The organism is Nocardia sp. NPDC059228 (assembly GCF_042754245.1).
GTDB lineage: Bacteria > Actinomycetota > Actinomycetes > Mycobacteriales > Mycobacteriaceae > Nocardia.
Map to the genome: position 1 here is coordinate 12,301 of NZ_JBHZAL010000024.1, position 25,547 is coordinate 37,847.

General features: G+C 68.2%; 28 protein-coding genes. 8 read left to right on the forward strand and 20 right to left on the reverse strand.

What is annotated here, in order from left to right; translation table 11 throughout:
• Nucleotides 1–19: 19 nt before the first annotated feature.
• The 4 genes from ACFXKA_RS29595 to ACFXKA_RS29610 all read right to left on the reverse strand — a co-directional run bounded on the left by ACFXKA_RS29595 (nt 20) and on the right by ACFXKA_RS29610 (nt 4,154).
• Complete coding sequence (locus ACFXKA_RS29595) at nt 20–415, reverse strand: carboxymuconolactone decarboxylase family protein (RefSeq protein WP_354845536.1); 396 nt, start codon at nt 413–415, stop codon at nt 20–22.
• 191 nt (nt 416–606) lie between these two features.
• The gene (locus ACFXKA_RS29600) at nt 607–1,191 is read right to left on the reverse strand and encodes a hypothetical protein (protein ID WP_379429795.1); all 585 of its coding nucleotides are present in this window, start codon (nt 1,189–1,191) and stop codon (nt 607–609) included.
• A 256-nt stretch (nt 1,192–1,447) separates the two neighbouring features.
• Nucleotides 1,448–3,157 (reverse strand): GAF domain-containing protein, encoded by a 1,710-nt coding sequence (locus ACFXKA_RS29605; RefSeq protein WP_379429796.1) that lies wholly within the window; start codon nt 3,155–3,157, stop codon nt 1,448–1,450.
• A gap of 118 nt (nt 3,158–3,275) precedes the next feature.
• Entirely contained in the window at nt 3,276–4,154 is an 879-nt protein-coding gene (locus ACFXKA_RS29610) for a DUF302 domain-containing protein (protein ID WP_354845529.1), read from the reverse strand.
• A 196-nt stretch (nt 4,155–4,350) separates the two neighbouring features.
• Here ACFXKA_RS29610 and ACFXKA_RS29615 point away from each other — a divergent pair, with 196 nt between their 5' ends.
• From ACFXKA_RS29615 to ACFXKA_RS29625, 3 genes are all read left to right on the forward strand, one after another.
• Nucleotides 4,351–4,785, forward strand: coding sequence for a pyridoxamine 5'-phosphate oxidase family protein (locus ACFXKA_RS29615; RefSeq protein WP_379429797.1), 435 nt, complete (start codon nt 4,351–4,353; stop codon nt 4,783–4,785).
• A gap of 119 nt (nt 4,786–4,904) precedes the next feature.
• Nucleotides 4,905–5,036 (forward strand): hypothetical protein, encoded by a 132-nt coding sequence (locus ACFXKA_RS29620; RefSeq protein ID WP_354845525.1) that lies wholly within the window; start codon nt 4,905–4,907, stop codon nt 5,034–5,036.
• Nucleotides 5,037–5,191: 155 nt separating this feature from the next.
• Complete coding sequence (locus ACFXKA_RS29625) at nt 5,192–6,115, forward strand: universal stress protein (protein WP_379429798.1); 924 nt, start codon at nt 5,192–5,194, stop codon at nt 6,113–6,115.
• Between the two features lie 92 nt (nt 6,116–6,207).
• Here the strand turns inward: ACFXKA_RS29625 and ACFXKA_RS29630 are convergent, their stop codons facing one another.
• Nucleotides 6,208–6,687: a nuclear transport factor 2 family protein gene (locus tag ACFXKA_RS29630; protein WP_379429799.1), complete on the reverse strand. Its 480-nt coding sequence runs from the start codon at nt 6,685–6,687 to the stop codon at nt 6,208–6,210.
• Between the two features lie 421 nt (nt 6,688–7,108).
• On the opposite strand from ACFXKA_RS29630, the gene ACFXKA_RS29635 reads away from it, so the two are divergent.
• Nucleotides 7,109–7,387: an ArsR/SmtB family transcription factor gene (locus ACFXKA_RS29635; protein WP_379429800.1), complete on the forward strand. Its 279-nt coding sequence runs from the start codon at nt 7,109–7,111 to the stop codon at nt 7,385–7,387.
• 5 nt (nt 7,388–7,392) lie between these two features.
• Nucleotides 7,393–7,782: a VOC family protein gene (locus ACFXKA_RS29640; RefSeq protein ID WP_354845511.1), complete on the forward strand. Its 390-nt coding sequence runs from the start codon at nt 7,393–7,395 to the stop codon at nt 7,780–7,782.
• A 9-nt stretch (nt 7,783–7,791) separates the two neighbouring features.
• Here the strand turns inward: ACFXKA_RS29640 and ACFXKA_RS29645 are convergent, their stop codons facing one another.
• Nucleotides 7,792–8,751 carry an acyl-ACP desaturase gene (locus ACFXKA_RS29645; protein ID WP_379429801.1) on the reverse strand — a complete coding sequence of 320 codons (960 nt, stop codon included), beginning with the start codon at nt 8,749–8,751 and terminating at the stop codon, nt 7,792–7,794.
• Nucleotides 8,752–8,995: 244 nt separating this feature from the next.
• On the opposite strand from ACFXKA_RS29645, the gene ACFXKA_RS29650 reads away from it, so the two are divergent.
• Both ACFXKA_RS29650 and ACFXKA_RS29655 read left to right on the forward strand, forming a co-directional pair.
• Entirely contained in the window at nt 8,996–9,760 is a 765-nt protein-coding gene (locus ACFXKA_RS29650) for a sigma 54 modulation/S30EA ribosomal C-terminal domain-containing protein (RefSeq protein WP_379429802.1), read from the forward strand.
• Between the two features lie 120 nt (nt 9,761–9,880).
• Nucleotides 9,881–10,393 carry a DUF2231 domain-containing protein gene (locus tag ACFXKA_RS29655; protein WP_379429803.1) on the forward strand — a complete coding sequence of 171 codons (513 nt, stop codon included), beginning with the start codon at nt 9,881–9,883 and terminating at the stop codon, nt 10,391–10,393.
• A 19-nt stretch (nt 10,394–10,412) separates the two neighbouring features.
• On the opposite strand, the gene ACFXKA_RS29660 is transcribed toward ACFXKA_RS29655, so the two are convergent.
• The 12 genes from ACFXKA_RS29660 to ACFXKA_RS29715 are packed head-to-tail and all read right to left on the reverse strand — an operon-like array spanning nt 10,413 to nt 21,437.
• Nucleotides 10,413–11,642, reverse strand: a complete 1,230-nt coding sequence (locus ACFXKA_RS29660; protein WP_379429804.1) for a TetR/AcrR family transcriptional regulator — start codon at nt 11,640–11,642, stop codon at nt 10,413–10,415.
• Complete coding sequence (locus tag ACFXKA_RS29665; protein ID WP_379429805.1) at nt 11,639–12,412, reverse strand: hypothetical protein; 774 nt, start codon at nt 12,410–12,412, stop codon at nt 11,639–11,641. The genes ACFXKA_RS29660 and ACFXKA_RS29665 overlap by 4 nt, the downstream gene beginning before the upstream one ends.
• 10 nt (nt 12,413–12,422) lie before the next feature.
• Nucleotides 12,423–13,598, reverse strand: coding sequence for an MCE family protein (locus ACFXKA_RS29670; protein WP_379429806.1), 1,176 nt, complete (start codon nt 13,596–13,598; stop codon nt 12,423–12,425).
• Nucleotides 13,595–14,740, reverse strand: coding sequence for an MCE family protein (locus tag ACFXKA_RS29675; RefSeq protein ID WP_379429807.1), 1,146 nt, complete (start codon nt 14,738–14,740; stop codon nt 13,595–13,597). Before ACFXKA_RS29675 ends, ACFXKA_RS29670 begins: the two co-directional genes overlap by 4 nt.
• A complete protein-coding gene (locus ACFXKA_RS29680) occupies nt 14,737–15,843 on the reverse strand; it encodes an MCE family protein (RefSeq protein ID WP_379429808.1) in 1,107 nt (368 codons plus the stop codon). The genes ACFXKA_RS29675 and ACFXKA_RS29680 overlap by 4 nt, the downstream gene beginning before the upstream one ends.
• A complete protein-coding gene (locus ACFXKA_RS29685) occupies nt 15,843–16,883 on the reverse strand; it encodes an MlaD family protein (protein WP_379429809.1) in 1,041 nt (346 codons plus the stop codon). Before ACFXKA_RS29685 ends, ACFXKA_RS29680 begins: the two co-directional genes overlap by 1 nt.
• The gene (locus ACFXKA_RS29690) at nt 16,880–17,902 is read right to left on the reverse strand and encodes an MlaD family protein (protein WP_379429810.1); all 1,023 of its coding nucleotides are present in this window, start codon (nt 17,900–17,902) and stop codon (nt 16,880–16,882) included. The genes ACFXKA_RS29685 and ACFXKA_RS29690 overlap by 4 nt, the downstream gene beginning before the upstream one ends.
• The gene (locus tag ACFXKA_RS29695; RefSeq protein ID WP_379429811.1) at nt 17,899–19,281 is read right to left on the reverse strand and encodes an MCE family protein; all 1,383 of its coding nucleotides are present in this window, start codon (nt 19,279–19,281) and stop codon (nt 17,899–17,901) included. The genes ACFXKA_RS29690 and ACFXKA_RS29695 overlap by 4 nt, the downstream gene beginning before the upstream one ends.
• An 8-nt stretch (nt 19,282–19,289) precedes the next feature.
• A complete protein-coding gene (locus tag ACFXKA_RS29700; protein WP_354845481.1) occupies nt 19,290–20,153 on the reverse strand; it encodes an ABC transporter permease in 864 nt (287 codons plus the stop codon).
• Nucleotide 20,154: 1 nt separating this feature from the next.
• Nucleotides 20,155–21,024, reverse strand: coding sequence for an MlaE family ABC transporter permease (locus ACFXKA_RS29705; RefSeq protein ID WP_379429812.1), 870 nt, complete (start codon nt 21,022–21,024; stop codon nt 20,155–20,157).
• Nucleotides 21,024–21,212, reverse strand: coding sequence for a hypothetical protein (locus ACFXKA_RS29710; RefSeq protein ID WP_354845476.1), 189 nt, complete (start codon nt 21,210–21,212; stop codon nt 21,024–21,026). The genes ACFXKA_RS29705 and ACFXKA_RS29710 overlap by 1 nt, the downstream gene beginning before the upstream one ends.
• Nucleotides 21,213–21,437, reverse strand: coding sequence for a hypothetical protein (locus tag ACFXKA_RS29715; protein ID WP_379429813.1), 225 nt, complete (start codon nt 21,435–21,437; stop codon nt 21,213–21,215).
• Nucleotides 21,438–21,817: 380 nt separating this feature from the next.
• On the opposite strand from ACFXKA_RS29715, the gene ACFXKA_RS29720 reads away from it, so the two are divergent.
• Nucleotides 21,818–22,822, forward strand: a complete 1,005-nt coding sequence (locus ACFXKA_RS29720; protein ID WP_379429814.1) for an oxygenase MpaB family protein — start codon at nt 21,818–21,820, stop codon at nt 22,820–22,822.
• A gap of 12 nt (nt 22,823–22,834) precedes the next feature.
• Here ACFXKA_RS29720 and ACFXKA_RS29725 read toward each other — a convergent pair whose 3' ends face one another.
• Both ACFXKA_RS29725 and ACFXKA_RS29730 read right to left on the reverse strand, forming a co-directional pair.
• A complete protein-coding gene (locus tag ACFXKA_RS29725; protein WP_379429815.1) occupies nt 22,835–23,482 on the reverse strand; it encodes a hypothetical protein in 648 nt (215 codons plus the stop codon).
• Nucleotides 23,479–25,545 carry an ArnT family glycosyltransferase gene (locus tag ACFXKA_RS29730; protein WP_379429816.1) on the reverse strand — a complete coding sequence of 689 codons (2,067 nt, stop codon included), beginning with the start codon at nt 25,543–25,545 and terminating at the stop codon, nt 23,479–23,481. The genes ACFXKA_RS29725 and ACFXKA_RS29730 overlap by 4 nt, the downstream gene beginning before the upstream one ends.
• Nucleotides 25,546–25,547 lie beyond the last annotated feature (2 nt).

Here is a 25,547-nt window from a genome sequence, read left to right on the forward strand (position 1 = left end):
GGTGGCTTCTCCAGGGTGGTCAGGCGGGGGATTCGCCGGATTCGACGGCGTCGGCGAATTCGCAGAACGCCTCGTAGGCGCGGGCGCCGTGGATGGTGGCGGGGCCGCCGTGCATGAGGAAGGTGACGCCGATGGCCTCGGCGGCCTCCTGTCTGGTCGCACCGGCGCGGGCCGCGGCCTGACCGTGCGAGGCGATGCAGCCGTCGCAGCCCTCGACCACCCCGATGGCCAGCGCGATCAGCTCCTTGGTCTTGCGATCCAGTGCGCCCGGCGCGAACGCCGCCTTGCTGAGCTCGCCGAAACCCTTGTACACCTCGGGAATCGCACGCCGCAGCTCCCGGTGGAGAGGGGACAGCTCGTTCAGGACTGCCTTGCCGTGCGGCGAGGCGTGGGCGACGTCGGTCGGTGCGGACATGGCTACTCCTTCGGTTGCTTCGGCGAAGCGCGGCATTTCCGATCGGCCGCGTCGCGGATACCCCGTGGGGTATGAACCAAGCTACCATACCCCCAGGGGTATGTACCGCGATGTGCCTCACATCGGCCGTGCCGATCGAGGTGCCCCGACTCGCCCGGCTCGGGATCGGTTCCGAAGCCGGGCGCTGACAGTCAGTTCAACCCGAGGACCACCGCATTGCCGTCGTGATCGCCGGTGGAGGCGGTGGCGGTGTTGTACGTGTTGCCCAGCGGCACCGTCCCGAGATCGGTTCCGCCCTTGGCGAGCACCGCGGTGCGGACGTTGTCACGGGCCTGGGTAAAGGACACGTAGGCATGGGTGACCACTTCGAACTTCTCGCGACTGAAGGCCGCCGACCACACGAATCCGCCGCCGGGCAGCGGGGCCGGACCGAAAACCCTGCCGTGGTCATTGGTTTCGATCGCGATCGCGTCGGAGAAGGCCGAATCACTGCCGTCCGGCGGCTGCTGCGCATAAAGCTGACCATTGATGCGCCCCTGATATCCCGTGCTGTGCAGCCACCGCACCGGAAACCCCGCCGCCGAAAGCTGGTTCGTCAGCTTCGAAGTCGCGCCATCGGCCGTGGCGGAGGTCCGATCGACCAGCAGCACATCGATGGGCTCGAACAACGACTTGCCCTGATACTGCTGCCCCAGCCAGTCCGCGACATCCCCATTGGACTGCAACATCCACACCCCGATCGACCCGTACGCCGTCGAGACGCTCGTCCCCGCCACCGGCGGCGTCCCCGTCGAACTCTGGGACGTCCCAGTGGGCAGATCGGACGATCCGGTCGGCAGCGCAGCAGCCCCCGGCGCCATCACGACAACCGCCGCCGCAGCCACCGCCAAGGGAATCGACCGAAGCTGAATGACAGAGCGAGACAACATCTTCACCTTTCACCGACGATCCACAGGTCTTAGCAGAGAAAAGCCGACCAGGGGACCGTTATGCCCGAGGAAGCCTCGGACCGATGGGTTCCGAGGCGGCCGGTCAGTGGAGTGGGGCCGACCAGCGGAGGCGGGTGCCGGTGTCGTCGGGGTTGGGGAGGATGGTGAAGGTGCCGCCCAGTTCCTGGGCTCTGCGGGCGAGGTTGGAGAGGCCGCTGGGGGTGATGTTGTCGGGGATGCCGGTGCCGTCGTCGGAGACGGCGATGGTGAGGTCGTCGGCCACGTCGACGGTGACGGCGAGGGACTGGGCGTCGGCGTGGCGGACGGCGTTGGAAACCGCTTCTCGGACAACGGCTTCGGCGTGGTCGGCCAGGACCGGGGCGACGACGGAGAGAGGGCCGGAGGTGCGCAGGGAGGTGCGCAGGTCGATGTCGGCGGTGTGCTGGGCGATGACGTGTTCGAGGCGTTGACGCAGGCCGGGGGTCTGGCCGGTGCCGCCGTGCAGGTCGAAGATGGAGGTGCGGATTTCCTGCACCACATCCTGCAGGTCGTTGACGACATCCGTGAGGCGGCGGCGGATTTCGGGGGCGCGGGTGCGGGCAATGGTGCCCTGCAGGCTCAGGCCCGCGGCGAAGAGGCGCTGGATGACGTGGTCGTGCAGGTCGCGGGCGATGCGGTCACGGTCGGTGAGGACGTCGAGTTCGCGCACCCGCTGCTGGGCCTCGGCCAGCTGGATGGCCAGGGCCGCCTGCTCGGTGAAAGCCGCTGCCAATTCCAGGATTTCGTCCGAGAACGGGGGAGCGGAGATGGGGCGGACGATGACCAGCACGCCGAACGTGGAGCCCTGGGCGTGCAGCGGGAGGATCAGGGTCGGGCCGGGATCCGACAGCGGCTTGCCGAGATCGATGCCGTACGCGTCGTCGAAGCTCAGCGGGGTGCCCTCGGCGAACACCCGCCCGATCGCGGTGCCGGTGGTACGGGCGACCGGGCTGCTGGGCCCATCGCCGGGCCCGGCCCAGCGCGCGATACGTAGCTCCTCCTCCGCCGGCATATCCGGATCGTCGTCGACGGCCAGGAAGGCGCGTTCGGCTTGCGTCAGCGTGCGCACATGCTCGACCACGTGCGCGAGCACGTCATCGGCGGCGGTCCCGGCCAGGAACGCGGTGGCGGTGTCGCGGGTCGCCTCGATCCACGCCTGCCGGGTGCGGGCCGACTCGTAGAGCCGCGCATTGTCGATGGCGATACCGGCCGCCGCGGCCAGCGCCTGGACGATCACCTCGTCGTCCTCGTTGAAGGGCAGCCCGTTCTTCTTCTCGGTCAGATACAGGTTGCCGAAGATCTCGTCCCGAATCCGCACCGGCACCCCGAGAAAGGTGTGCATGGGCGGGTGATTGGCCGGAAAGCCCACGGACGCAGGATGACTGGCGATGTCGTCGAGCCGGATCGGCTCGGGCTGATGGAACAGCAGGCCCAGCACGCCGCGCCCGGCCGGGAGGTCGCCGATGGATTCGGCGGTCACGTCGTCGATGCCCTCGTGCACGAACTGGGTGAGATGCGCGTCCACGCTGCGCACGCCCAGCGCGCCGTAGCGGGCCTCGACCAGGCTGGTGGCGGTGCGCACGATGGTGCGCAGCGTCTGGTCCAGATCCAGTCCGGCGGTCACCGACAGCATGGCCTCGACGAGACCGTCCATCCGGTCGCGGGCGTCGATGATCTGATCGACCCGATCCTTGACCTCGGTCAGCAGTTCGCGCAGTCGCAACTGCGACAACGTGCTTCGCACCGAATACGAGTCGTCGGAGAGGGCAGTCATCTGGAGGCGTCCTGGGTCCGGAGTGGGTGAAGCTGGGGTACCGCTCACCCACAGTGTATTTGGGCCGTCGGAAGTTTCCGCCTGCGGCGCGGCGGGTGCGGCGAAGGCCCCGATCGGCTCATCCGGCCGCCGTTGCCGGATGGTGCAGCGCGTCCAGCGCCGCCGCGAGCAGCCGATGTGCCTCGGCGGCAATGGCGTTCAGGGCCGGTTGCGCGAGTGTGCCGGCCTGCACCTCCGGATCGGCCGCCTCGACCACGACCCCGGTGTCGTCGCCGCGCAGCACGACCCGGCACGGTAGTAGCAGGCCGGCCTGCCGGTCGGCGGCGAGGGCTCGAGCGGTCAGCCGGGGATGGCAGACCTCCAGGACGAGGTAGTCATCCAGGTGCTCACCCGTTCTCTCCCGCAGGATCGCGCGCAGGTCGATCTCGGCGACGACACCGAAACCCTGGCAGCGCAGCGACTCCCGGGTGCGCTCGACCGCGTCGGCGAAGTTTCCGTCCATGTGCGTGGTGATCGCGGGCGCGGGCGCGACCGGCACCCGGATCTCGGTGATCAGCTGTCGCGGGTCGCTGACCTCGTCGGGTCCGATCAGATACGCCTCGGTGGGCGGCCCGATCGGTTTGCATCCCGACTGCCGCACCCACTCGCCGAGCGCCCGATAGGCCGCGTCGAGTCCCTGGTAGCCGCCGCGATGGCAGGTGCGCGCCACCAGCATCGGCGGCATCACCACCAGCTGTGCCCCGGACGCGGGCCCGAGGTTCGGCGCGGGTTCGATGGGCAGCCCGAAATCGACCCGGATGGTGTCCTCGACGGGGAGTTCATGATGAAAAGTCAGGGTGGGAGCGCCGGAAGCGGTCAGTCCGGCCCGCTCTGCCACTTCCGTCATGCGTTCCACTCCGGCGGCTATGGTGTCGCTGAGCCGGTCCGGCCGGATCTGGAGGGGGATCCGCATCACCGTCTGCGCCGCCGTCTCGCACAGATCGATTCGATAGGTCATCGCGTCTCTCCTTGTCGAGGGTGTCTCCTCAGACTCCGGCGCGCGACAGCTCGGGCCACAGAGGCGAAAGTCCTGTCGACATGGGTAGAACCGCAGTTCGCGCTCGGGACAGGACCTAAGGCCCTGTCGGGCGCCGGAATTCGATGGTCATATGGAGGCTGGTACGCCCAGTGAACCGATGACGGGAGATGGCGGCATGACAGGTTTCCGGGTCGACGAGGTCGCGCGCCGCGTGGTGAACCTCTCCCGGGTCGAGTCGCTGCGCCTGCTGTCCGGTGTGCCGTTCGGCCGCGTCGTCTTCACCCGCGATGCGCTGCCTGCGATCCGGCCGGTAAACCACATCCTCGACGGGGACACCGTCATTGTGCGCACCCAGCTGACCTCCCGGCTCACCTCGACGGTGCGCGCCGACTCCGACGTGGTGGTCGCCTACGAGGCCGACGACATCGATCGGACGACCCGGCTGGGCTGGTCGGTGGTGGTGACCGGCATCGCGCGGACCATCACCGACCCGGACCTGGTGGCCCGCTACGATGCGCTGGTAAAGCCTTGGGCGGACGGGAACATGGACACCATCGTGGCCATCGAGCCGACGCTGGTGACCGGTATCCGGTTGGTCGGGCGGGCATGATCGGGGCCGAGCCGCTCCGGTGAGCGACGCTCCGGCTACCATCCACGCTGCCGCGTCTCGGATGGTGTGCCGATCCGACGACGCCGTCCGACCCGACCGATCCCGAGAGGACCACCATCATGTGTCAACCGACCCCTTGCGATTGCGGCAAGATCACCTGGGCCGGCTGCGGCGAGCACATCGACCAGGTCAAGGTCAGCGTCCCCGCCGAGCAGTGGTGCGACGGCGAGCACGAGACCGCCGGCGAGTAGCCGCCGATCGCCGCCGCGACCATCGGCCCGCGGCGGGGCGGTCTTTGGACCCCCGGTCCCATGACCATCGGCCGCAGTGCCGGCACCCCGGTGATTCATACCGTGAGGGTGGGCGGCGATCCGCCGCCCGATAACCGCACCGCCGGGAGATGGCAATGGCTGAGCAGGAATACGACGATCCGCACCGACTGGTCTCCGCGGGAGTGGTCGTCGGCGTGGACGGGTCGGCAGGATCGGACATCGCGCTGCGCTGGGCAGCCGACCTGGCGGCGCGCCGGGGACGCACGCTGCAGATCGTCCACGGGCTGGACCTGGTGGGCACCAGTGCCGTGATGGGCCCGTACGCGGTGGTGACACCCGAGGTGATCGACGCTGCACAGGCCAAGGGCCGGGACGTGGTTCGGCATGCGGTCGAGACCGCGCGGGCCGCGCACCCCGATCTACAGGTGACGGCGCACCTGTTCAACGATTCCGCCGCGGGATTGCTGATCGACTTCAGCGCCCGCGCCTACGCCGTGGTGCTCGGAGCCACCGGGACCACCGGAACCTTCGCGCATCTGGGCTCGACGCTGCTGTCGGTCGCCTCGCACGCGACGGGCACTGTGTTCGTGGTGCGCCCGGATCACCAGGCGGACAACATCGTTCGTGATTCCGGCCCGGTGGTGGTCGGCATCGATTGCGGCCCGGTGAGCGAGCCCGCCATCGCCGCCGCGTTCGCCGAGGCGTCGGAGCGGGGTGCGGACCTGGTGGCGGTGCACGTCTGGAGTGACTGGAGTGCGGGGATCTTCGCCGGCGATCATCCGACTCCGATGCTCGAGGATGTCGAAGCCGTCGAGGAGTCGGTGCTGGCCGAGCGGCTCGCCGGGTGGCAGGAGAAATACCCGGATGTGACCGTGGTCCGCCGCGTCCACTTCTCCGCTCCGGCTGCGCACCTGCAGGATTGGTCCAAGCACGCACAGCTGATCGTGGTCGGCAATCGCGGCCGCGGGGGATTCCTGGGCTTGCTGCTCGGGTCGACGGCGCACTCGCTGGTGCAGCACGCCCACTGCCCGGTCATGGTCGTCCACGCGGCCGACTGACGCCCGCACCGCCGATAACCGTCGGACCGCCCGCACCCTCGTGAAACCCGTTCGGCCACCGTCATTCCGCGGTACCGGGCGCATCCCCGCCGTCAGCGGGTTTCGATCATGTCCCCGAAGTGTCCCGTACGCCAGATGATGCGGTTCCGCACTTCGGTCATACGCCACCCATCGGGGGTGCGGGCCAGATCCGCGGTAACGACGCCGCCTGCCGTGAACGACCGCTCGAGCATGCTCGACTCGGCCGGCATGCCCTTCCACAGATGTATCGCAACAAGATTGGCCCGCACGTCGGCCGTATGACCGTCGATCGCGACATCATGACCGCTGAGCAGATGCTGCGTGGCGTCGAAGCGGGCGAAGCTCAGCGCATGACTGCCCGCGATATTCGCGGGCCCCGCCACAGCCACCCCGTTCGGCCGCACGATTCGCCCGTCGCTGGCAAAGATCTGCTCGAAACGTGTTACGTCGAAACACATCTCGTCAAGTGCGCGAAAATAGCCGTTGAACACCTTGGTGATCCGCGCAGTGTCCACCCAGTAGCCTACTTCGATCTGATCGATTCTCGGCACAAGCTCCTCCTTCTAGCAGTCGCCCCCGACGCTAGATCCTGACCCAACGTCAGTTTCAAGTCCGCGCCGTCGATTCAAATCCGATCCCGGACTGCCGCAACGTTTTGCCGATTTCCGCAAGCAGAGCAACGCCACCTCACCGTTACCGATGTCGTCGACCTCGGCAACGGCACGCTGACCGCTGATGCCGAGGCATCGATCAGCGGTGGTCAGCCGCAGCGGGCGGTCGTGCCGTTCGTCGCCGAGGGTGGCAAATGGAAGGTGCAGAAGGAGTGGTTGTGCAACATGCTGTCGTTGGGTAATCAGACCTCGCCGGCGTGTAGTTGATCCGGAATCGTTGGGTTCTTGCTGGTCCGGGATAAATCGTGGGGGTGGCGGGGCGTTCTTGACAGGCAAGTGATGACTTGCCTATGGTCGGGTGGTGGGCGATATTTTCAAGGCCCTCGCCGATCCCACGCGGCGGATCATTCTCGATGAATTGGCCGAGCGGGATGGGCAGACGCTGTTCGAGATCTGTACCCGGCTCAGTGGGCGGCATCAGCTGAGTTTGACGCGGCAGGCCGTGTCGCAGCATTTGGCCGTGCTGGAGGAGGCCGGGCTGGTCGAGACGCGGAAGCAGGGCAGGTACAAGTTCCACCACCTCGATACGACTCCGCTGGCCGCCATTCAGGAACGGTGGCCGGTGCACAGGAAAGGGTAAGGGCCGTGCGGATTTACATCACCAGCGTGTTCGTGGACGATCAGCAGAAGGCGCTCGACTTCTACACCGGGGTACTGGGCTTCACCAAGAAGCATGATGTGCCGCTGGGCCCGGGGGCCCGCTGGCTGACCGTGGTGTCGCCGGAGGATCCGGAGGGCGCGGAGTTGCTGCTCGAACCGGATGAGCATCCGGCGGTCAAGCCGTACAAGGACGCGCTCGTCGATGACGGCATTCCGGCCGCCTCGTTCCAGGTGCCGGATGTGCGGGCCGAATTCGAGCGGCTGAGCGGTCTCGGGGTGACGTTCACGCAGCAGCCGCTGGCGGCGGGACCCGTCACCACCGCCGTATTCGACGACACCTGCGGGAATCTGATCCAGATCGTCACCCCGGCCTGACCCGTCCGCTCAGACGCGGGCGCGCTCACGGGCGAGGGAGCGGTCGCGCTGCTCCTCGAAACGCGGAATCTGCACCTGGTGGAGATTGTCGAGGTAGCGCGCCAGCCGCTCTCGCGCCTGTTCACCCTGGGCCCCGAAGTCGGTGCGGCCGAAGACATTCCAGTGCCGCAGGACCGGCATCAGCACGTCCTCGTAGTGCTGGCGCAAATCGTAGATCCCGTGCTTGGCCATGAGGACGCCGTGGCGGCGGAAGTTGGGCATGCCGGTGCCGGGCATGCGGAATTTCTCGACGATCAGGTCGATGGCGGCCATGGCCTGGTCGGGCACGAGGTCCAGGGCCGCGCCGCACAGGGTGCGATAGAAGATCATGTGCAGGTTCTCGTCCAGGGCCAGCCGCTGCATGATGCGGTCGGCGACCGGGTCCGCGCAGACCTCGGCGGTATTGCGGTGGCTGATCCGGGTGGCCAGCTCCTGGAAGCTGACATAGGCCACCGAGTAGAGGAAACCGGCATGCGCGGCCGCGGTGCCCGGATCGACGGGCGCGGCGAAACCATTGGTCATATGGGTCATCCGGTCGTTCTCCAGCGCGACCGGATCGACGCCGCGGGTGACCACCAGATAGTCGCGCAGGACCACGCTGTGCCGGTTCTCCTCCGCGGTCCAGCGGCCCACCCACGTGCCCCACGCCCCGTCGCGGGAGAAGTTCTCGGCGATCTCGCGGTGATAGGAGGGCAGATTGTCCTCGGTGAGCAGATTGGTGATGAGCGCGGCCTTCGCCACCTCGGAGAGCCCGGATTGGTCCGGATCCCAATCGATTCCGCCGAGCTGCGCGAAGTTTCGCCCCTCGTCCCAGGGCACGTAATCGTGCGGATGCCAATCCTTGAACACCGACAGATGCCGGTCCAGCGCCTGCCCGGCGACCGGCTCCAGTTCCACGAGAATCTCCCGCTGCGTCAGCTCACGCGCCACGAGTACTGTCCGCCTTCCTGTCCGATGAGTGAGGGCCGTGCGGCCACCGCCCACCGTTCCGCGCCGCGCCCGCCGGCGACAGAGCCGAAGGTCCTCACCGGACCGGGACTTGGATCTCGAAATCGGTGAAAGGTGCGGCTCGCCATGTGATCCCGGGACCTTCGGCCCTGTTTGCGCCGCAGTGACCGGTGCTGACATGGGAGCGTCGACATCAGGGTCGATCACCACCAGGAGGTCGTGCAGCGTGCATGCGAACGAGGTCGCCACCATGGCGGGACCGGTCGTCGAGGTGATCGTGGACGGCACGATTTCCGCGCAGGAGATGGACCGGGCTCGCGCCGAACTCGCGGAGGTATTGCGCCGCCACGGCCTGGCCGGCAGCGCGAGCCTGCGGCTCACCCGCGACGCCCACGTCGACGGCACGTCGGTCGCGCAGGTCAACCTGTGCGTCGCCGGGACTGCGGTGCGCTGCCAGATCCACGGCCCCGGCACCGTCGTCGTCCGCCTCGCCGCTGAACGCCTCGACCGCGCGCTGAATCGTCAACTGGCGCAAGCACCCCCGCGCTGGGCGCCCGACCCGGACCGCGCGCCACTGGTCGCCATCGGCGAGGAGCGCCCGATCGTCCGCCGCAAGCACTGCGTGCCACACCGGTGCGACCCGGCGGCCGCCGTCGCGACCATGGACGCCCTGGACTACGACGCCCACCTCTTCACCGACCTCGACACCGGCGAGGACGCCATCGTGTATTGGGCCGGGCCCCTGGGCGTCCGGATGGCCCGCCAGCGCCGGGCATGCCCGCCTCGCGATTTCGAGCATCTCCCACTGACCATGAACCCCCACCCGACCCGCACCCTCACCGAGTCGGCCGCCGCCCTCCGCCTGTGCGGCTACGGTCTGCCCTTCCTCTTCTTCACCGACGCCGAGGACGGCCGCGGCCGTCTGCTCTACCGCCGCTACGACGGCGACCTCGGCCTGGTGGTCGCGACATCCGCTCTGCCGGTGTCGTAGCGACAGCCCACACCGGGTCGGGTGATCGATCACAGCATCCTCTCAGCGACGGTCCGCTAAACCTCGAGTACGGCTTCGTAGGCTCACCGCCGACGTCACGACAGGAGAGTGCAGATCATCATGGGACCCACCACCATCAATGGGCTACCGGCCCACGTTCTCTTCGTTCACGCTGTGGTCGTGCTGGTGCCGGTGACCGCACTACTCGTCGTGGCCGCGGTGCTGTGGCCCTCGGCGCGGCGCCGGATCGGCGTGCTGTTGCCGGTGGTCGCTTTCCTCACCCTGGTGTTCGTGCCGCTGACCACCCACTCCGGTGAATGGCTCGAACACCACATGTCGCGAGATCCGCTGTTGCGCGTCCACACTCACCTCGGTGACGATCTGATCGTCTGGTCGGCGGCGACGTTCGTGTTCGCCACCGTGTGGTGGGCGATGCACAGTGAGCGCGCGCGGGACCTCCTGCGGCGGCGGGCGCCGCGGGTCGACGCGGTCTCCGGTCGCCGGGCGATCGCGGCCATGGTCGCGGTGGCTGCCCTCGCCGTGTCGGTCGGATCCGTCGTGCAGGTCTATCGCATCGGGGACAGCGGGGCGAAGGCCGCCTGGCACGATCGAACCGTTTCCCAGGCCCGGTGATCCCCGGTTGCCCGGCATGTCAGAGGGCGACGCGGCCGAAGAGGACGGACTCCATGAGGCGGATCACCCACTGGCGCGGGTAGATTCGCTCGTCGTCGCCGAAGACGCGGCCGTAGTCGACGACCAGCCCGAGCGCGGCGTGCACCAGGATGTGCCCCTCGGCGCGACTGAGCTCGGGGCGGACCCGGGCCAGCAGGGCCGCCCATTCGGCGACGACGAGACGTTGCACGACCCGCAGTGTCGCGCGTTCGTCGTCGCGGACGTGGCCGAATTCGGCGAAGTAGACGAAGATCAGCTCCCGTTCGTCGAACGCTCCGGCCACGTACATGTCGACGAGCTTGGCCAGAGCGCCAGCGGGACCGGAGGATTCGGCCAGGGTCGGGCCGATGACCGCCGACATGCGGTCGGCGGCCCGGCGGAACGCGGCATTGAGCAGGTCGCTCTTGCCGCGGTAGTAGCGGTACACCGCCGAGGGCGAGGGCAGGCCCGCGGCGGTGGCGATGTCCTCGACACTGACATTCGGGTAGCCGCGCTCGTAGAACAGCCGGATCGCCCGATGCAGCAGCAGTTCGTGCTCGAGTATCGGCGGTACCTCCACCGCGCGCGGCGCGGCCGCCGGGAGTCCGGGCGCGGGCAGATCGGCCTCGACCAGCGCCCAGCAGGCCGAATTCAGCAGGGCGGCCGTGGCTTTCGCGCCGAGGGTGATGCGGTGATCGCCCAGGCCGCTCGCCGTGCTGAAGACGCCCACCGCCCGGACCCGCCGCTCGTGGTCGGACAGTTCGGGCCGCACCTCACCCATCAGGCCGCCCAGCGCGGTGAGAGCGGTCGCGAAGTTCCCGTCCACCGTGCGCTTGTCGGCGTCGTCGAGGTAGCGGAACTCCCAGCGCGCCAGCCCGACCGTGGTCCGGTTGGCGATGGTGCCCGCGATGATCCCGTCGATGGCGTGACCGAGCCGCCGCCGGGCGGGCCAGGCCGCGGCCTCCGGCGGCAGGCGCACCGCGGCCACGGTCAGTGCGCCCAGCCGTAGCAGTTCACTCGCGAACAGCGCGTACTTGCTCGGGTAGTGCCGATACAGCGCGGCGGAGGTGATCCCGAGCCGGGCCGCGATGTCCTCCATGCTCACCCGGTGATACCCGAGTGCGGCGAACTCCGCGGCCGACACCGCGGCGATCTGGGCCCGCCTGTTCTTGGGGCGTCGCCGCACCGCCCGCGCTCCCGGGTCGGAGGCGGGCGTGGTGGCGCGGTTCACGACTGCGGCTGTTGTGCCAGCGGCGAATTCACCTTGTTCACCAGCCACCGGTCGCCGGATCGCTCCAGCCGCATGACCATGGACAGCTGCCCGGGCGCGGGCTTGCCCTGGGTGCCGAGGCTGGTGATGGTCTGCCCGATCACCACGATGGCCTCGGCGGAATCGCGGTCGGCGGTGCGGACCGCGCACTGCACGTCGGTGGCCTTGGACACCACCTGGCCCTGGGTGAGCACGTCCCGCAGATCCTTGCTGGTGGAGTCGAATTGCTTGCGCCAGTCACCGGTCGCGCTGTCCAGGACGGCGGTGAAGTAGGCGTCGAGGTTCTTGGCATCGTAGGTGGCCAGCAGCGGGGCGTACTTGCAGGCCGCGGCCCGGGCCTGCTCCTGAGCGGTGAGCAGATCGCGGTGGTGCGCGTCCTGCTGGTGGAAGACGATGCTCGAGCCGATCGACCCCGCGAGCGCGAGTATCACGGCGGCCCGGGCCACGATGCGGGCGCGCTTGCCCAGTACCGGTACTCGTGGAAGCCGCGACTTCTTCACGCGCGCAGCGGCTTTGGGCGCGCCGGCGGGCGCCTGCGCAGCCTCGGTGTCTGCAGGCTCGGCCTGCTCTGCTTCTACGGCGGCCTTGTCCGCAGCACTGCTGCCGGTCTCGGTATCCGATTCGATGGTTGCAGCGCTGGTTTGCGCGGCGTCGGTGCTCATGTCGACGTTCTCGGCGCTCGCCCGGTCGGCCTCCGCAGCCGGATCGTGCTGAATCGTATTCTCGCTCATGGGAAGTCTCCTAATGGGGGACGGGCTGGGACATCTCGTTGCCGGTGGCCCCCGGCGGCTTGGTCACCCCGTTGTCGGGCACGCCGGGCCGTGGCGCGTCGGCCGAGCCGCGGATCTGCAGCGCTGGATTCGAGGTGACGCAGTAGTTGTAGAGCCGGACCCGGGTATCGGCCTGGACATCGGTCGGCACCACCGGGATGGTGTCGTAGTCGCAACTCGGCCGGGGCCAGGGGTCGACCAGGGTGTTGTACGCGCCGTCGTGCGCGGGGATCCCGAGCGCCTCGGTGCCCACCCGCAGGGCGGGGAACAGCGCGGCGATGGCCGGCGCGCGCAGCTTGGCGGCCTTGGTGACGGCCACGAAGTTGGTCACTAGATTGGTGATCGGGTCCTGGGTCTGGGTGATGAACCCGTTGAGGGTGGCCAACTGTCCCGGCCCCTGCCGGAGCAATGTACGCAATTCCTGGTCGGCGGAAGCGAACTGGTCGAACAGCACGCTGCCCGCTTTGGTCAGCGTGCCCAGGTCGGGCTGGGCATGCTGGGTGGTGCCCGCGATGACCTCGAGGTTCTCGATGAGCCGGCGGGTCTGGGGGAGCAGGTCGTCGAGCCCGTTCATGGCCCGGCTGATGCCGGAGATCATGTTGCGCAGCCGATCCGGGCCGCCGGTCAGCGCCTTGTCCAGCTCGTCGATGATGACGTCGAGCCGGTCCGGGTTCATGCCGCCGATCAGATCGCTGAGATTGGTGAACACCGACTGGATCGGCACGGGCACACTGGTGCGCGCCCGCTCGACCAGCGAGCCGTCGTGCAGATAGGGACCGGTGTCGGAGTCGGGCCGGAAATCCAGGTACTGCTCGCCGGCCGCCGAGAGTCGCCCGACCGCGACGGTGCCGCCGACGGGAAGCTGTGCGCTGTCGTCGATCTCGGCGACCGCGGCCACACCGTCCCCGGCGACGTGCACGTCGGTGATCTTGCCGATCCGGCTGCCCCGGAAGGTGACGTCATTGCCGGGCAGCAGCCCGCCCGAGGACGCCAGCTCGACGGTCACCTTGTAGGTGTGCGGAATCGGGTTGAACCGCAGCACAAATCCGCCGATGTAGCCCGACCCGAGCACCAGCACGACGACGAGCCCGATGTTCGCGATGGCGATGCGATGCCGCACCACCCAGTGCCACAGTGGCGGATTCATCGATCCCCTCCCTGCTGCGCCGGGCCGGGCTGCACCGGATCCGGTTGTGCGTCCGGCTGCCGCGGCGGGCTGGTCAGCCGGCCGAACACCTTCTCCAGCACCTGCGCCAGGCTGCCGACGAACTGCCCGGCATCGCCGAGTCCGGGCCAGCGGCTGCCGCTGGGGTCGGTGAGCGCGCCGACGCTCGAGTACGACACGGTCGCCGCGACCGCCAGCGTGGGTCCGCGCAGGCTGGCCATGAGCGACGGGTAGATGGTGTGCAGCCCGTCCAGCGCCCCGGTCAGCTGATCGCTCTGCGCGAATCCGGACATGAGCGCCTGAATGCTGTTGAACAGGCTCACGAAATCCCCGCCGCTGGTGTCGGCGAAGTCGCCGAGTGCGTCGGTGGTGGTGGCCACCTTCGACAGCAGGTCCACGATCTGCTGATTGTTCTCGGTCAGCAGGGCGATGAGCGCGGGAAAGGTGTCGGCGGCGGCGCCGAGTTGCGCCTTGCGCCGGGCCAATTCGCCCGAGAGCGAGTTCATCCCGCCCAGCACCTGGTCGATATCCCCGGTACGGGCATTGAGCGCTGCGATGGCGGCGGTCATCTCGGTGATCAGATGGGACAGCTCCGGCGCCCGGCCCGCGAACATGGAGTTCATCTCGCCGGTGATCTTGGCGGCCTGATTGATGCCGCCGCCGTTGAGCAGCAGCGAGATCGACATCATGAGCTGCTCCACCGACGCGCCCGCCGCCGTGTGATCGGTGCCGATGGTGTCGCCGTCGCGCAATGGATCCCCGGCCTCCTGCGCGGAGGGCAGCGTCATGGCCACGAACATGTCACCGAGCGGGGTCGCCTGCCGCAGCTCGACCGTGGTGCCCTTCGGGAGCCGGATGTCGTCGCGGATGAGCATCTGCACGTCGGCGATGAAGTTCGTGCTCTTGATCCTGGTGACCACGCCGATATCGGTGCCGCCGATCTTGACGTGCGCGTGGTCGGGCAGATTCAGCGCATCGGCGAAGGCCGCGTGAATCGTGTACCCGGGCGCGCCCAGGCCGGGCTTGGGCATGGGGAGCGTGTCCACCGTGACCGCGCACCCGGTGGTAGCGAGCAGGGTGGCGGCGGTGAGCAGTCCGCCGAGAGCTGTTGTGCGTAGTCTCATTTCAGGTTCGCGATTCCCAGTAGTGCGGCGGTGAGGCCGAAGTCGGGGCCGAAGTCCTGGACCTTGCCGGTGCGGCAGCCATCGAGGCGCATCTGGATGCGCTCGCAGAAGGTCGACAGGATCTCGCCGTCGAGCAGCGACTTGTCCAGCAGGCCGTGCAGCCGCAGCGCCTGATCCTCCTTGCTGGTGGCATTGGCGATGTTCTGGAACAGCAGCGGCCCGACGTCCACGATCTCGGTCAGACCGCGGGCATTGGCGCGCATCTGATCGGTGATGGCCACGAAGCGGGTGAGCGCCCCGGCCAGCTGATCCCTGTTCTGTCCCACCAGGGTCGAGGTATTGGTGACGAAGTCGTCGAGCTGCCGCAGCACCGCGTCGATGCCGGGCGCCTGGTCGCCCATGAGGTTCAGCAGCTCGGTGAGCCGCCCGCTGAAGTCCCGCACCGTCTGATCGTTGGCGGCGATGACCTGGGTGATGTCATTGAGTTTGATGATGGTGTTGGAGATCTGATCCTTGTTGGCGAAGGTCACCTCGAAGGCCGAGGACAGCTGGTCGAGGGTCTCGCGCAGCTTGTCGCCATTGCCGTTGAGCAGCGGGAACAGCACCCGGCTGGCCATCGGGCCGGTGGTGTTGTCGCCCTTCAGCGCGTCGCCGAGCTGGGAGAAGGTCGCCAGGATGCGGTCCAGTTCGACCGGAACCCTGGTGCGCTGCAGCGGAATATAGGCGCCATCGGTCAGGGTGGGGCCGTCGCCGGTGTAGGCCGGGGCCAGCTCCACGTGACGATTCGTGATCAGCTGTGGATTCACCAGTGCCGCAATGGCATCGGCGGGAATCTTGACATCCCGGTCCAGCGACATGGTGACCTGGACGTAACTGCCCTTGGGTGTGACGGTTTCGACGGTCCCGACCGGAACCCCGAGCACCGCAACGTCATTGCCCGCGTACAGGCCCGCCACGTTCTCGAAGTCCGCGGTGACCTTCATCTGCCCGCCGAGATATTCCTTCGACAGCGAGGACACCGAATCGGGCAGCATGCCGCACGCCGAGGCGAGCAGGAGCGCGCCGCAGGCCGCGGCCAGCTTCATTCGTCTGCGCAGTGTCATCACTTGCACCCCTGCACGGCCTGTGCGAAGCACAGCCAGTTGTCCGGGAACAGCCACGGCGCGTACACATTTCCGTACGGGCCGTCGCCGAGCACATTGTTGAACTGCCGCAAGGTCACCGGCATGATCTGGTACAGCCGGTCGAGGTTGCCCTTGTTCTTCTCCAGGCCCTCCGACAGGGTGTTCAGGTCGGTGATGAGCGGGCCGAGCTGGTTGTTGTTCTCCAACCCCATCTGCTGCAACAGCTTCGACAGCGACGCCACATTGTCCAGCAGCTGTTTCAGCAGCGTCTGGCGCTGCTGCACCGCGCTGCCGATGGCCTCCCCACGGGTCAGCAGCAACAGCACGCTGTTCTGGTTGTCGGCGGTCAGCTGCGAGACCGTGTCCATGCTCTTCAGCAGGGTGTCCACCTCGTCGCGCCGGTCATTGATCACCTTCGCCAGCGCGCCCACACTGTCGAGTGCCTGCACGGTCAGCTCGGGGGAGTCGCCCATCTGCTGATCCACCAGATCCAGCGCCTGCCGTAGCTTCTGCGGGTCCAGCTTCTCGACGCGCTCGAAGCTGTTCTTGTACTGCGGATCCTGGATGACCTTGCCCAGGTTGTAGGGCACCGAGGTGTGGTCGAGCTTGATCCGGTCGCCGGGCAGGGCCCGGCCGGCGCCGGGCGTCAGATCCACGTGTAACCGGCCCAGGATCGTCGACATCTTGATGGCCGCGCGCGCCTCGTCACCGAGCTGGATGTCGCGGTGCACCCGCATGTCCACCAGCACCTTGCCGTTGTCGAGCTTGACCGCGCTGACCTGACCGACCTCGATGCCCGACACGTCCACGGTCGCGCCCGGCCGCAACCCGGCGGCCTGGGCGAACTCGGCGTGAATCGCCTTGTCGCCCAGCTGCGCCTGCTCGATCAGGGTGGAGCCGACCAACAGCAGCACCACGAATGCCGAGGCGATCAGACCCAGCCGCAGATAGCGGTTGCGCAGGAAGCCGGGATAGCGGATCGAGGGCCGGCGCAGCGTCGGAACGCGTGGCCGCCTCATCGGCACACCTCCGAATGGGATTGGCCGCCGATCTGATTGAACAGACCGGGCGGGAGCAGCACGCCCCACAGCGAGACGTCGAGGCTGCACAGGTAGGCATTGCCGTAGGCGCCGTAACTGCTGAAACGCGCGACGCCATTGAGCATGTCGGGCAGTTCGACGGCCGCTTTGTCCAGTGAGGCGCCGTTGAGCAGCAGCAGGGCGACACCGGCGGAGGCGTCGGTCTGGGCCCTGGCCACGCCGGGCTTCACCTGGGCGAGCACGTTCACCAGCGAATTCGTCGCGGTCGCAACGCGTTCCACCGACAACTTCAGCGTGGAGCCCTGCGTGTACAGCGCCTCGGTGAGCGCCCGCGCCTGGGTGATCAGCGTTTCCAGCTCGTTGCTGCGGTGGGCCAGCCCGGAGATGACGCTGCTGAGATTGCCGACCACCTGTCCGAGAATCTCGTCGCGCTGGCCGAACGTGCCGGCCAGCTGTGCGGACTGGGTCACCAGCGCGCTCAGCGAGACGCCACTGCCCTGCAGGGCCTGAATCAGGGTCTCCGACAGCGAATTCACCTGATCCGGTTGCAGCACGCTGAACAGCGGCTCGAAACCGGACAGCAGCGAGGAGACGTCGAAGGAGGGTTCGGTGCGCTCGATCGGGATCTGCCCGCCCGGCGCCATCGGCTCACCGGCGTCCTTGCCGGGCATCAGCGCGATATAGCGCTGCCCGATGAGGTTCTGATACCGCACCAGCGCCTTGGTCGTGGTGGTCGGATGCTGGTCGTCCTCGATACGGAACCCGACCCGGGCCCGGTAGCCGTCGGTGAACTCGATCTTGTCGACCCGCCCGACGCGCACCCCCGCCATGCGGATGTCGTCGCCGATCCGCAGCCCGAGGACATCGGAGAACACGGCGGAGTAGTCGTGCGTGCGGCCGGGCACCGAGCGCTGCAGCGTGGACCACATGGTGTAGGTCAGCACGATCGCCGCCACGGCGAAAAGGCCGAAGCCCGCCAGGGCTTTTCCGGATTTCACGAGGCGCCTCCGGTCTCGGCGGGGACCAGGGATCCACCGGCCAGAATGGGGGTGAGCAGCAGGACCTGTGCGGCATTGGGCCTGCCGCCGACCAGGGCGGCGACGGCGTCGGTGCCGCGCAGCCCGGCGGGCTGCGCCGGGGCCGGATTCGTCTCGGTGGCCGCGGCCGGTGCGGTGAGCCCGGGGATCGCCGGTAGACCGCGAATCGCGGGCAGGCCGGGTGCCGCCGGCGTGGTCTCGACGGGCGCGGGTCCCGCGGCCTCGAGTCGCTTGGGCATCAGCTGCTGCGGAAACTCCTGCGCCGGAGCGGTTTCCGGCACGGTCGCACCACCGCAACGCGGCCCGGAGAGGTCACCGTAGTGCGGGCAGTCCGCCGCGGTGTACTGCTGGAACGGCGTGAAGGTCACGTCCATCCGCCAGACCATCTGCTTCTTCGGTCCGAAGGTGAAGGTGCCCTGCAGACGCTGCAACGCCGTATTGAGATTGGCGATGGCGGTCGGAATCGCCTGCTGGTCCTGGGCCAGGCTGCCGAACAGCTGGTCGAGGCCCGACACCAGGAACTTGCCGGAGTCGGGATTGCGGGCGAAGAGCCCGTTCACCGTGTCCACCGCGGTGCCGCCGCTGGTGAGCAGATCCATGAGCGCCGCGCGCTGCTCGGTGAGGGTGCGCGCGGTGGTCACCGACTTCGCCAGTGTCCCCACCAGATCCGGGGCCGACTCGCTCAGGGCGGTGGCCGCGCGACCGAGATCGCCCAGCAGATCCCCGATGCCCTCGATGCCGCGCACCTCGGTGATCCAGTGATCGAGCCGCTCCACGGTGGAACCGGGCACGCGCGCCGACGGATCCAGCGCCGCGGACAGCGTGGACAGCACCCGGCCCAGCTTCTCCGGCTGAATGTTGGTCAGCACCGTGCGCAGCACATTGAGCGTGGTCTGCAGCCGCACGGTCGCGCTGCCGGTGTCCTCGGGAATGGTCGCGCCCGCCCGCAGGGTGTCCCCGGTGGGCGTGGTGTCGACGAGTTCGACGGCGGTCACCCCGAACAGGTTGCCGGGAATGACCCGCGCCGCCACGGTCGCCGGAATCGTGCCCGCCACTTGCGGTTTCAGCGCCAGCTCGGCCCGCTGCCGCTCACCCTTGGCCACTACCGACACCTCCTCGACGCGGCCGACGACCATGCCGCGGAATTTCACGTCGGCGTGGTCGGGCAGCCCGTCGCCGGTGCTGGTGAGCTCGGCGGTGACCGCCACCTTGTCCTCGAAGCGGCCGTTGTAGCGCATCGCCAGCAGATACAGCAGCAGCGATACGGTGGCGATCAGGGCGAGCCCGGCCAGCGTGAGCTGCCGGGCCGTGGGGCCCCGCCCGCTGGGATCGAGAATCATCGAAACACCTATCCCGAGATGCGGAAGCCGGGGTCGATACCCCAGATCGCAAGGGTCAGAAAGAGATTGACGAAGACCATGACGACGATGACCATCTTGATGGCCTGCCCGGCCGCCACCCCGACGCCCTCCGGCCCACCGGTGGCGACGAAGCCGTAGTAGCACTGGATGAACGTCGCGATCATCACGAAGACCATGACCTTGAGCAGCGACCAGAACACGTCCGGTCCCAGCAGGAACTGGAAGAAGTAATGGTCGTAGGTGCCGGCGGTGGTGCCGCCCAGGAACAGCACCGACAGCTTGGTCGCCAGATACGCCACCCCCAGGCCCACGCTGTAGAGCGGGATGATGGTCAGCGTGGAGGCGATCATGCGGGTGCTGATCAGATACGGAAGCGGCCGGATGGCAAGGGATTCCAGCGCGTCGATCTCCTCGGAGATGCGCATGGCGCCCAGCTGCGCGGTGAACCGGCACCCGGCCTGAATGGCGAACGCCAGGGTGGCGATGACCGGCGCGATCTCGCGGGTGGTGGCGAAACCGGAGATGGCGCCGGTGAGCGGCGACATGGTGAGCAGGTTCAGCGCCGTGAACGACTCCATGCCGACGGTGATGCCGCCGAACCCGCACAGCGCCACCACCACGCCGATGGTGCCGCCGCCCACCACCAGGGAGCCGTTGCCCCAGCCGATGTCCGCGGTCAGGCGCAGCACCTCCTGGCGATAGTGCCTGAGTGCGAACGGAATCGCGAGCAGGGCCTGGAAGAAGGTGATGACCTGGTGGCCGAGGCGCTGATTGGCCCGCACTGGAACGGACACGACATTCGTGGCCATCCGCACCGGCTCGAGCGCGGGGGGAGTGTAGGTCGTGCCCACCTCACACCACCTTCGACGGCAACAGCGTGTTGTAGAGCTGGGTGAGCACGATATTGGTGGCGAACAGCATGAGCGCCGAGCTCACCACCGCCGAGTTCACCGCATTGGCCACCCCGCCGGGGCCGCCGTGCGCATGCAGGCCGATATCGCAGGCGATCACAGCGGTCAGCAGGCCGAAGACGGCCGCCTTCAGCACCGCGACGAGCAGGTCATCGGCCACCGCGAAGGACGCGAACGAGCCGATGAACGAACCCGGCGTCCCCGACTGGGCGTAGACATTGAACATGTAGGCGGTGGCGAAGCCGACGAAGACGATGAACCCGCACAGCAGCATGCTCACCAGCACCGCGGCCGCGATGCGCGGCGCGACCAGCCGCCGGACCGGGTCCACGCCCATGACCATCATGGCGTCGATCTCCTCGCGAATGGTCCGCGAGCCCAGGTCGGCGGTGATGGCCGACCCGACCGCGCCCGCGATCATCAGCGAGGTGACCAGCGGCGCGCCCTGGCGGATGATGCCGAGCCCGGCCACCGCGCCGATGAACGTGGTCGCGCCGACCTGGTTGACCAGCGCGCCCAGCTGAATCGACACCACCACCGAGATCGGAATGGCCACCAGCACCGTCGGTGCGGCCGACACGCTCGTCATGAACGCGCACTGTTTGATGAACTCCTGATACGGGAACCGCCGGCGCAGGATCGACACCACCAGCTGCCGCAGCGCGTCGCGGCCCAGATCGACCTGTCGCCCAAGGGTTTCCAGCGAGCGCTGCGGATGCCGCCGCCACAGCCCGCGCACGCTCTCACCGATCCGTTCGAGCTCGGTGGGTTCGGCATCCGCTGCGGCGGAGGGCTTTTCGAGTGTCGTCATCAGGCCATGTCCTCGAGATAGCGCTGCAGCAGGACCAGCAGATACCCGGCCACCGAGAGGCCTGCGGCCACGGTGCACAGCACGGCCACCCACAGCCCGAAGCGCAGCACGGGATTGACTTCCATACGCCCACCGAGGATCTTGATGCCGATCACCAGGATGTCGATGAGCCAGACCAGGGCCATCATCTACGTCATGCACACATTCGAGAAGGTGAGCACGGGCCAGCACACGATGGATCCCAGGAACGAGATGATCACGTCGATGCCGTGCAGCTGCTTCAGATGCGAGGTGTGGGTGAGGGTCCAGATCACCCCGACCAGCCCGTAGGGGATGCCGAGAATGATGAGGGTCCCCAGGAACTCCGACAGCTTCATCTCGTAGCTGAGCAGCCGATCCAGTCGTTTCAGCATGTCGCGTATGTCCTTTCGCTTCCCTGCCGGCCTCGGCCGCGGTGCGTGCCTCATTGCCGGTGCCGCGCTGTCCCCGATGCCGGTGCGGGTCGCTTCGCGAGAGCTGCCCGCAGCAGCGTATGTTACTGACAATTCTTATATGTGGAAGCGGTTCAGATGATCTTTTTCGGCCAATATGCTCTGCAGTAACGCCCGTGTCGGCTCGTTACTGCCGGAGCCGAGTATCTAAGTTATCTGTAATTCCTACGTCAAAAGACTGTCTGAGTGTGAGAATAGGCGGTAACATAGCAGCCGTGCCGGGGTGCTCGGCGCAGGTTCGGTGAGGAGTATCCAGGCAGGGGTCGGATACGCCGTGACTGCCACGGAGAGAGGGAACCCAAATGACGACCGGGGCAGCGCAGCCGTCCGGCTGGAATGATGATGAGGCACAGTCGAATCCGGATCCGGCGGGGGGCAGGGGCAGACCCCGGGTCCGGCGGATCTCGGTGGCGTCCGCACCGGCAGCCGGGGACGCGGCGACCCCGACCCTGGAGCAGACGCGCATCCACATCCCTGGCGTGCACCGCCCGGACACCAAGCGGCCGCCGAAACTCGAAGACGCGCTGGACTTCTGGCAGTTCTCGGGGGCCGCCGCGAATGTCGCCATGCAGATGGCGCGACCCGGCGTCGGCCACGGGGTCGCCGACAGCAGGGTGGAATCCGGCGCGCTCATGGTGCATCCCTGGAAGCGGTTGCGCACCACGGCCTCCTATCTGGCGGTGGCCATCCTGGGCACGCCCGAGGAGAAGATCGCCTTCCGGGAAGCGGTCAATGTGGCGCACCGCCAGGTGAAGTCGGAACCCGGTGCCGCGGTGAAGTACAACGCCTTCGACCGCGACCTGCAGATGTGGGTCGCGGCCTGCCTCTACATCGGGTTCGAGGACTCCTACCAGCTGCTCAACGGCCGGATGAGTCCCGAACAGGCGGAGGCGTTCTACTCCACCGCCGCACCGCTGGGCACCACACTGCAGGTGACCGAGGAGATGTGGCCCGGGACCCGCGCCGAGTTCGACGAATACTGGGTCGGGGCGTGCCGTCAGGTGGCCGCCGACGACAAGATCCGCCGCTTCATCGAGGATCTACTGCACCTGCGGATGATCCACTGGTATCTCCGGGTCATCTTCGGCGGACTGCTGCGCTTCCTGACCGTCGGCTACCTGCCGCCTTATTTCCGTGAGCAACTCGGTGTGGAGTGGACGGCCGCCGACCAACGCCGCTTCGAGCACCTGTTCCTGTTCGTCGGCTTCGTCAACCGTTTCATCCCGAAGTTCCTGCGCACCATGGGCACCCGCACCATGATGGCCGACGTGCGCCGGCGCATACACCGGCACAACGCACTGATCTGACAGCCGGTCCGGTCAGTTCGATTGCACCCCCTGCGGCTGGGTCCAGCGGTCGATCACGCCCTGCATGGTGCAGGCCGAAATGGCCAAAAGCCTGACGACGTCAGCGATTTCGGTACTCACGTCACGCAGGGCCGCCGCCTCGGCGGGGCAGTCCATCCCGAAGCAGCGGGTGTACAGTGCGCGCAGCATCCGGTCCGTGTCGCCGGAGATCCGGTTCAGCTCCAGCCAATACGCCGGCATGGTCCGCGGTGACCGTACGAGCGCCAGGCCCTGGGAGGTCGCCCAGGCGGCGTCGGCGGTCCGGCGGATGAGAACGAGGACCTCGTCCGGAAAGGCGGTGAGGCCATGGATCTCGATCATCCGGCCCACCGATTCCAGGCGGTCCACCGCGTAGTCGAGGGCGCTGGTCACCCGGTAGAGCTCGGTGCGATCGGGCGTCTCGTAGCGTTCGGCGACCAGCAGGCACACCAGCTGTTCGGTCAGTTGGTGGCTGACCCGCGCGAAGGCGGAGAGCCGGACCCGCACGCCGTGCGGGTCGGGTACGTCGAGGCGGATCTCCTCGAGGGTGCGGGCCGCGGCGACGAGATTGTTGGCGGCCGAGGCGAAATAGAGCTCGATCGCCGGCCCCGGACGGGGCCGGCGCAGCTGTTCGTGGGTCACGCACTCACCGGCTGGGACAGGTCGTAGACGGTGGTTCCGCCCACGGTGACGGTGGCGAAGTGGGACTTCACCCACTCGGTGATCTGGGCGGCGGTGGAATTCGAACCGCCCATGGCGAAGCCTTCCAGGAAGTACCGGACCTGACCGGTCGACACATACCGCTGGAACTGCTGGAGCGTGGGAGAGTTGTCGCCGCCGGAGAAGCCACCGATGGCCATGACCGAGGTACCGGACTTCAGGGCGAGCGTCGCCGCCGACATCGAGCCGACCGACGCGGCCGACCACCGTCCGCCGGTGTGCGAGAGCAGACTGACCAGCTCGGCATTGCTCCCCGTATCGGAACCAGGTCCGTTCCCGCCCGGCGCGGCCGACGCGTCACCGGGGCCGCCACTCGGAAAGCCTTCGGGCCGTTGGCCGGAGTCCTCAACCGGCGACTGGGCGGGAGCGTCCACGCCGGAGCCGGGACCGCCCGCGGGCATCGCTCCGAAGGACTGGCTGGTGGGTCCCGAGTTCGGACTGCCACCGCTGTGGCCCTGACCAGCGGTCGCGATCGCCCACGCTCCGGTGCCGCCCAGCCCGAACAGCAGGCCGGCGGTGGCGAGTGCGACGGCGTAGCGGCGGGAGCCCCGGGTGCCCGCGACCAGGGCCAGTGCTATCAGGATCGAGCCGGCGAGGATCGTCCAGCGCAGCCACGGCAGCCAGTCGGGAGTGCGGTGCAGCAGGACGAAGGTCCAGGCGCCGGTGACGGCGGCCATGGCCGCGAGCGTCAGCCGTGCGGCGGGATGCCCTGCCCGGGACCACAATTCACGCACCGACAGGGCGACCAGCGCGCCGATGGCCGGGGCCAGCGCGACCGTGTAATAGGGGTGCACGATGCCGCTCATGTACGAGAAGGTCAGTCCTGTGACCAGTAGCCAGCCGCCCCACAGGAGGAAAGCCGCCCGGGTGCGGTTCGTGCACGGGGCGCGGCGGGTGAGCCAGAGCCCGGTGACGAGCCCGATCAGCGCGGCGGGCAGCAGCCAGGAGATCTCCGCGCCCATCGCCGAATTGAACAGGCGGGTAATGCCATTGGCGCCGCTGAAGCTGGGGGCGCCGTGCATGCCCTCCGGCAGGTCGAACCCGCCCCCGCCCCCGCCGGAGCCCGGGTTGCCGTGGCCGCCGAAGATCCGGCCCAGGCCGTTGTAGTCGACCGCCAGCTGCCAGAGGCTGTTGGTGGTGGAACCGCCGATGTACGGCCGCGAATCCGCCGGCCACAGCTCCACCAGCGCGATGTACCAGCCCGCCGAGACCACCACGGCGACGCCGGCCAGGATCAGGCTCCAGATCCGCTGCCGCAGTGGCGCGTTGGCCGCGATCAGATATGCCAGGGCGAGACCGGGCAGGATGAGGAACGCCTGCATCATCTTGGTGAGGAACCCGAAGCCGACTGCGACACCGGCCGATACCAGCCAGAGCGTCGACGCGGAGAGCAGACGGTCCCCGGTGGCCGTGATCGCGCGGACCGTGCAGTAGGTGGCCGCGACCAGCAGCAGGACCAACAGCGCGTCCGGATTGTCGAATCGGAAGATGAGCACGGCCACCGGGGTCAGCGCGGCGATCGCCCCGGCCACCAGCCCCGCGCCCGGCCCGCTGAGCCGGCGAACTGTCGCGACGAGCAGACCCGTCGAGGCGACGCCCATCAGCGCCTGCGGCAGCAGGACCGACCACTGGGAGAAGCCGAGCAGTCTGCCGGACAAACCCAGCACCCACAGCGCCGCGGGCGGCTTGTCCACGGTGATGGCATTGCCCGCGTCGAACGACCCGAACAGCAACGCCTTCCAACTCTGCGACCCCGCCTGTGCGGCCGCCGAGTAGTACTCGTTGGCCCACCCCGAATTGGTGAGGTCCCACAGATACAGCACCGCGGTCACGGCCAGCAGACCGAGCAGACCTGGCCGCGCCCACCGCGGTTGCTTCGGAGGCCCGAAGAACGCGCGCCCGAACCAGTTCTCACGATCCATTCCGCTGCGCTCGGTCAGCCGGTGCGCCCCGGCCACCCCCGGCCGCTGCGTCGTCGATGTCATAT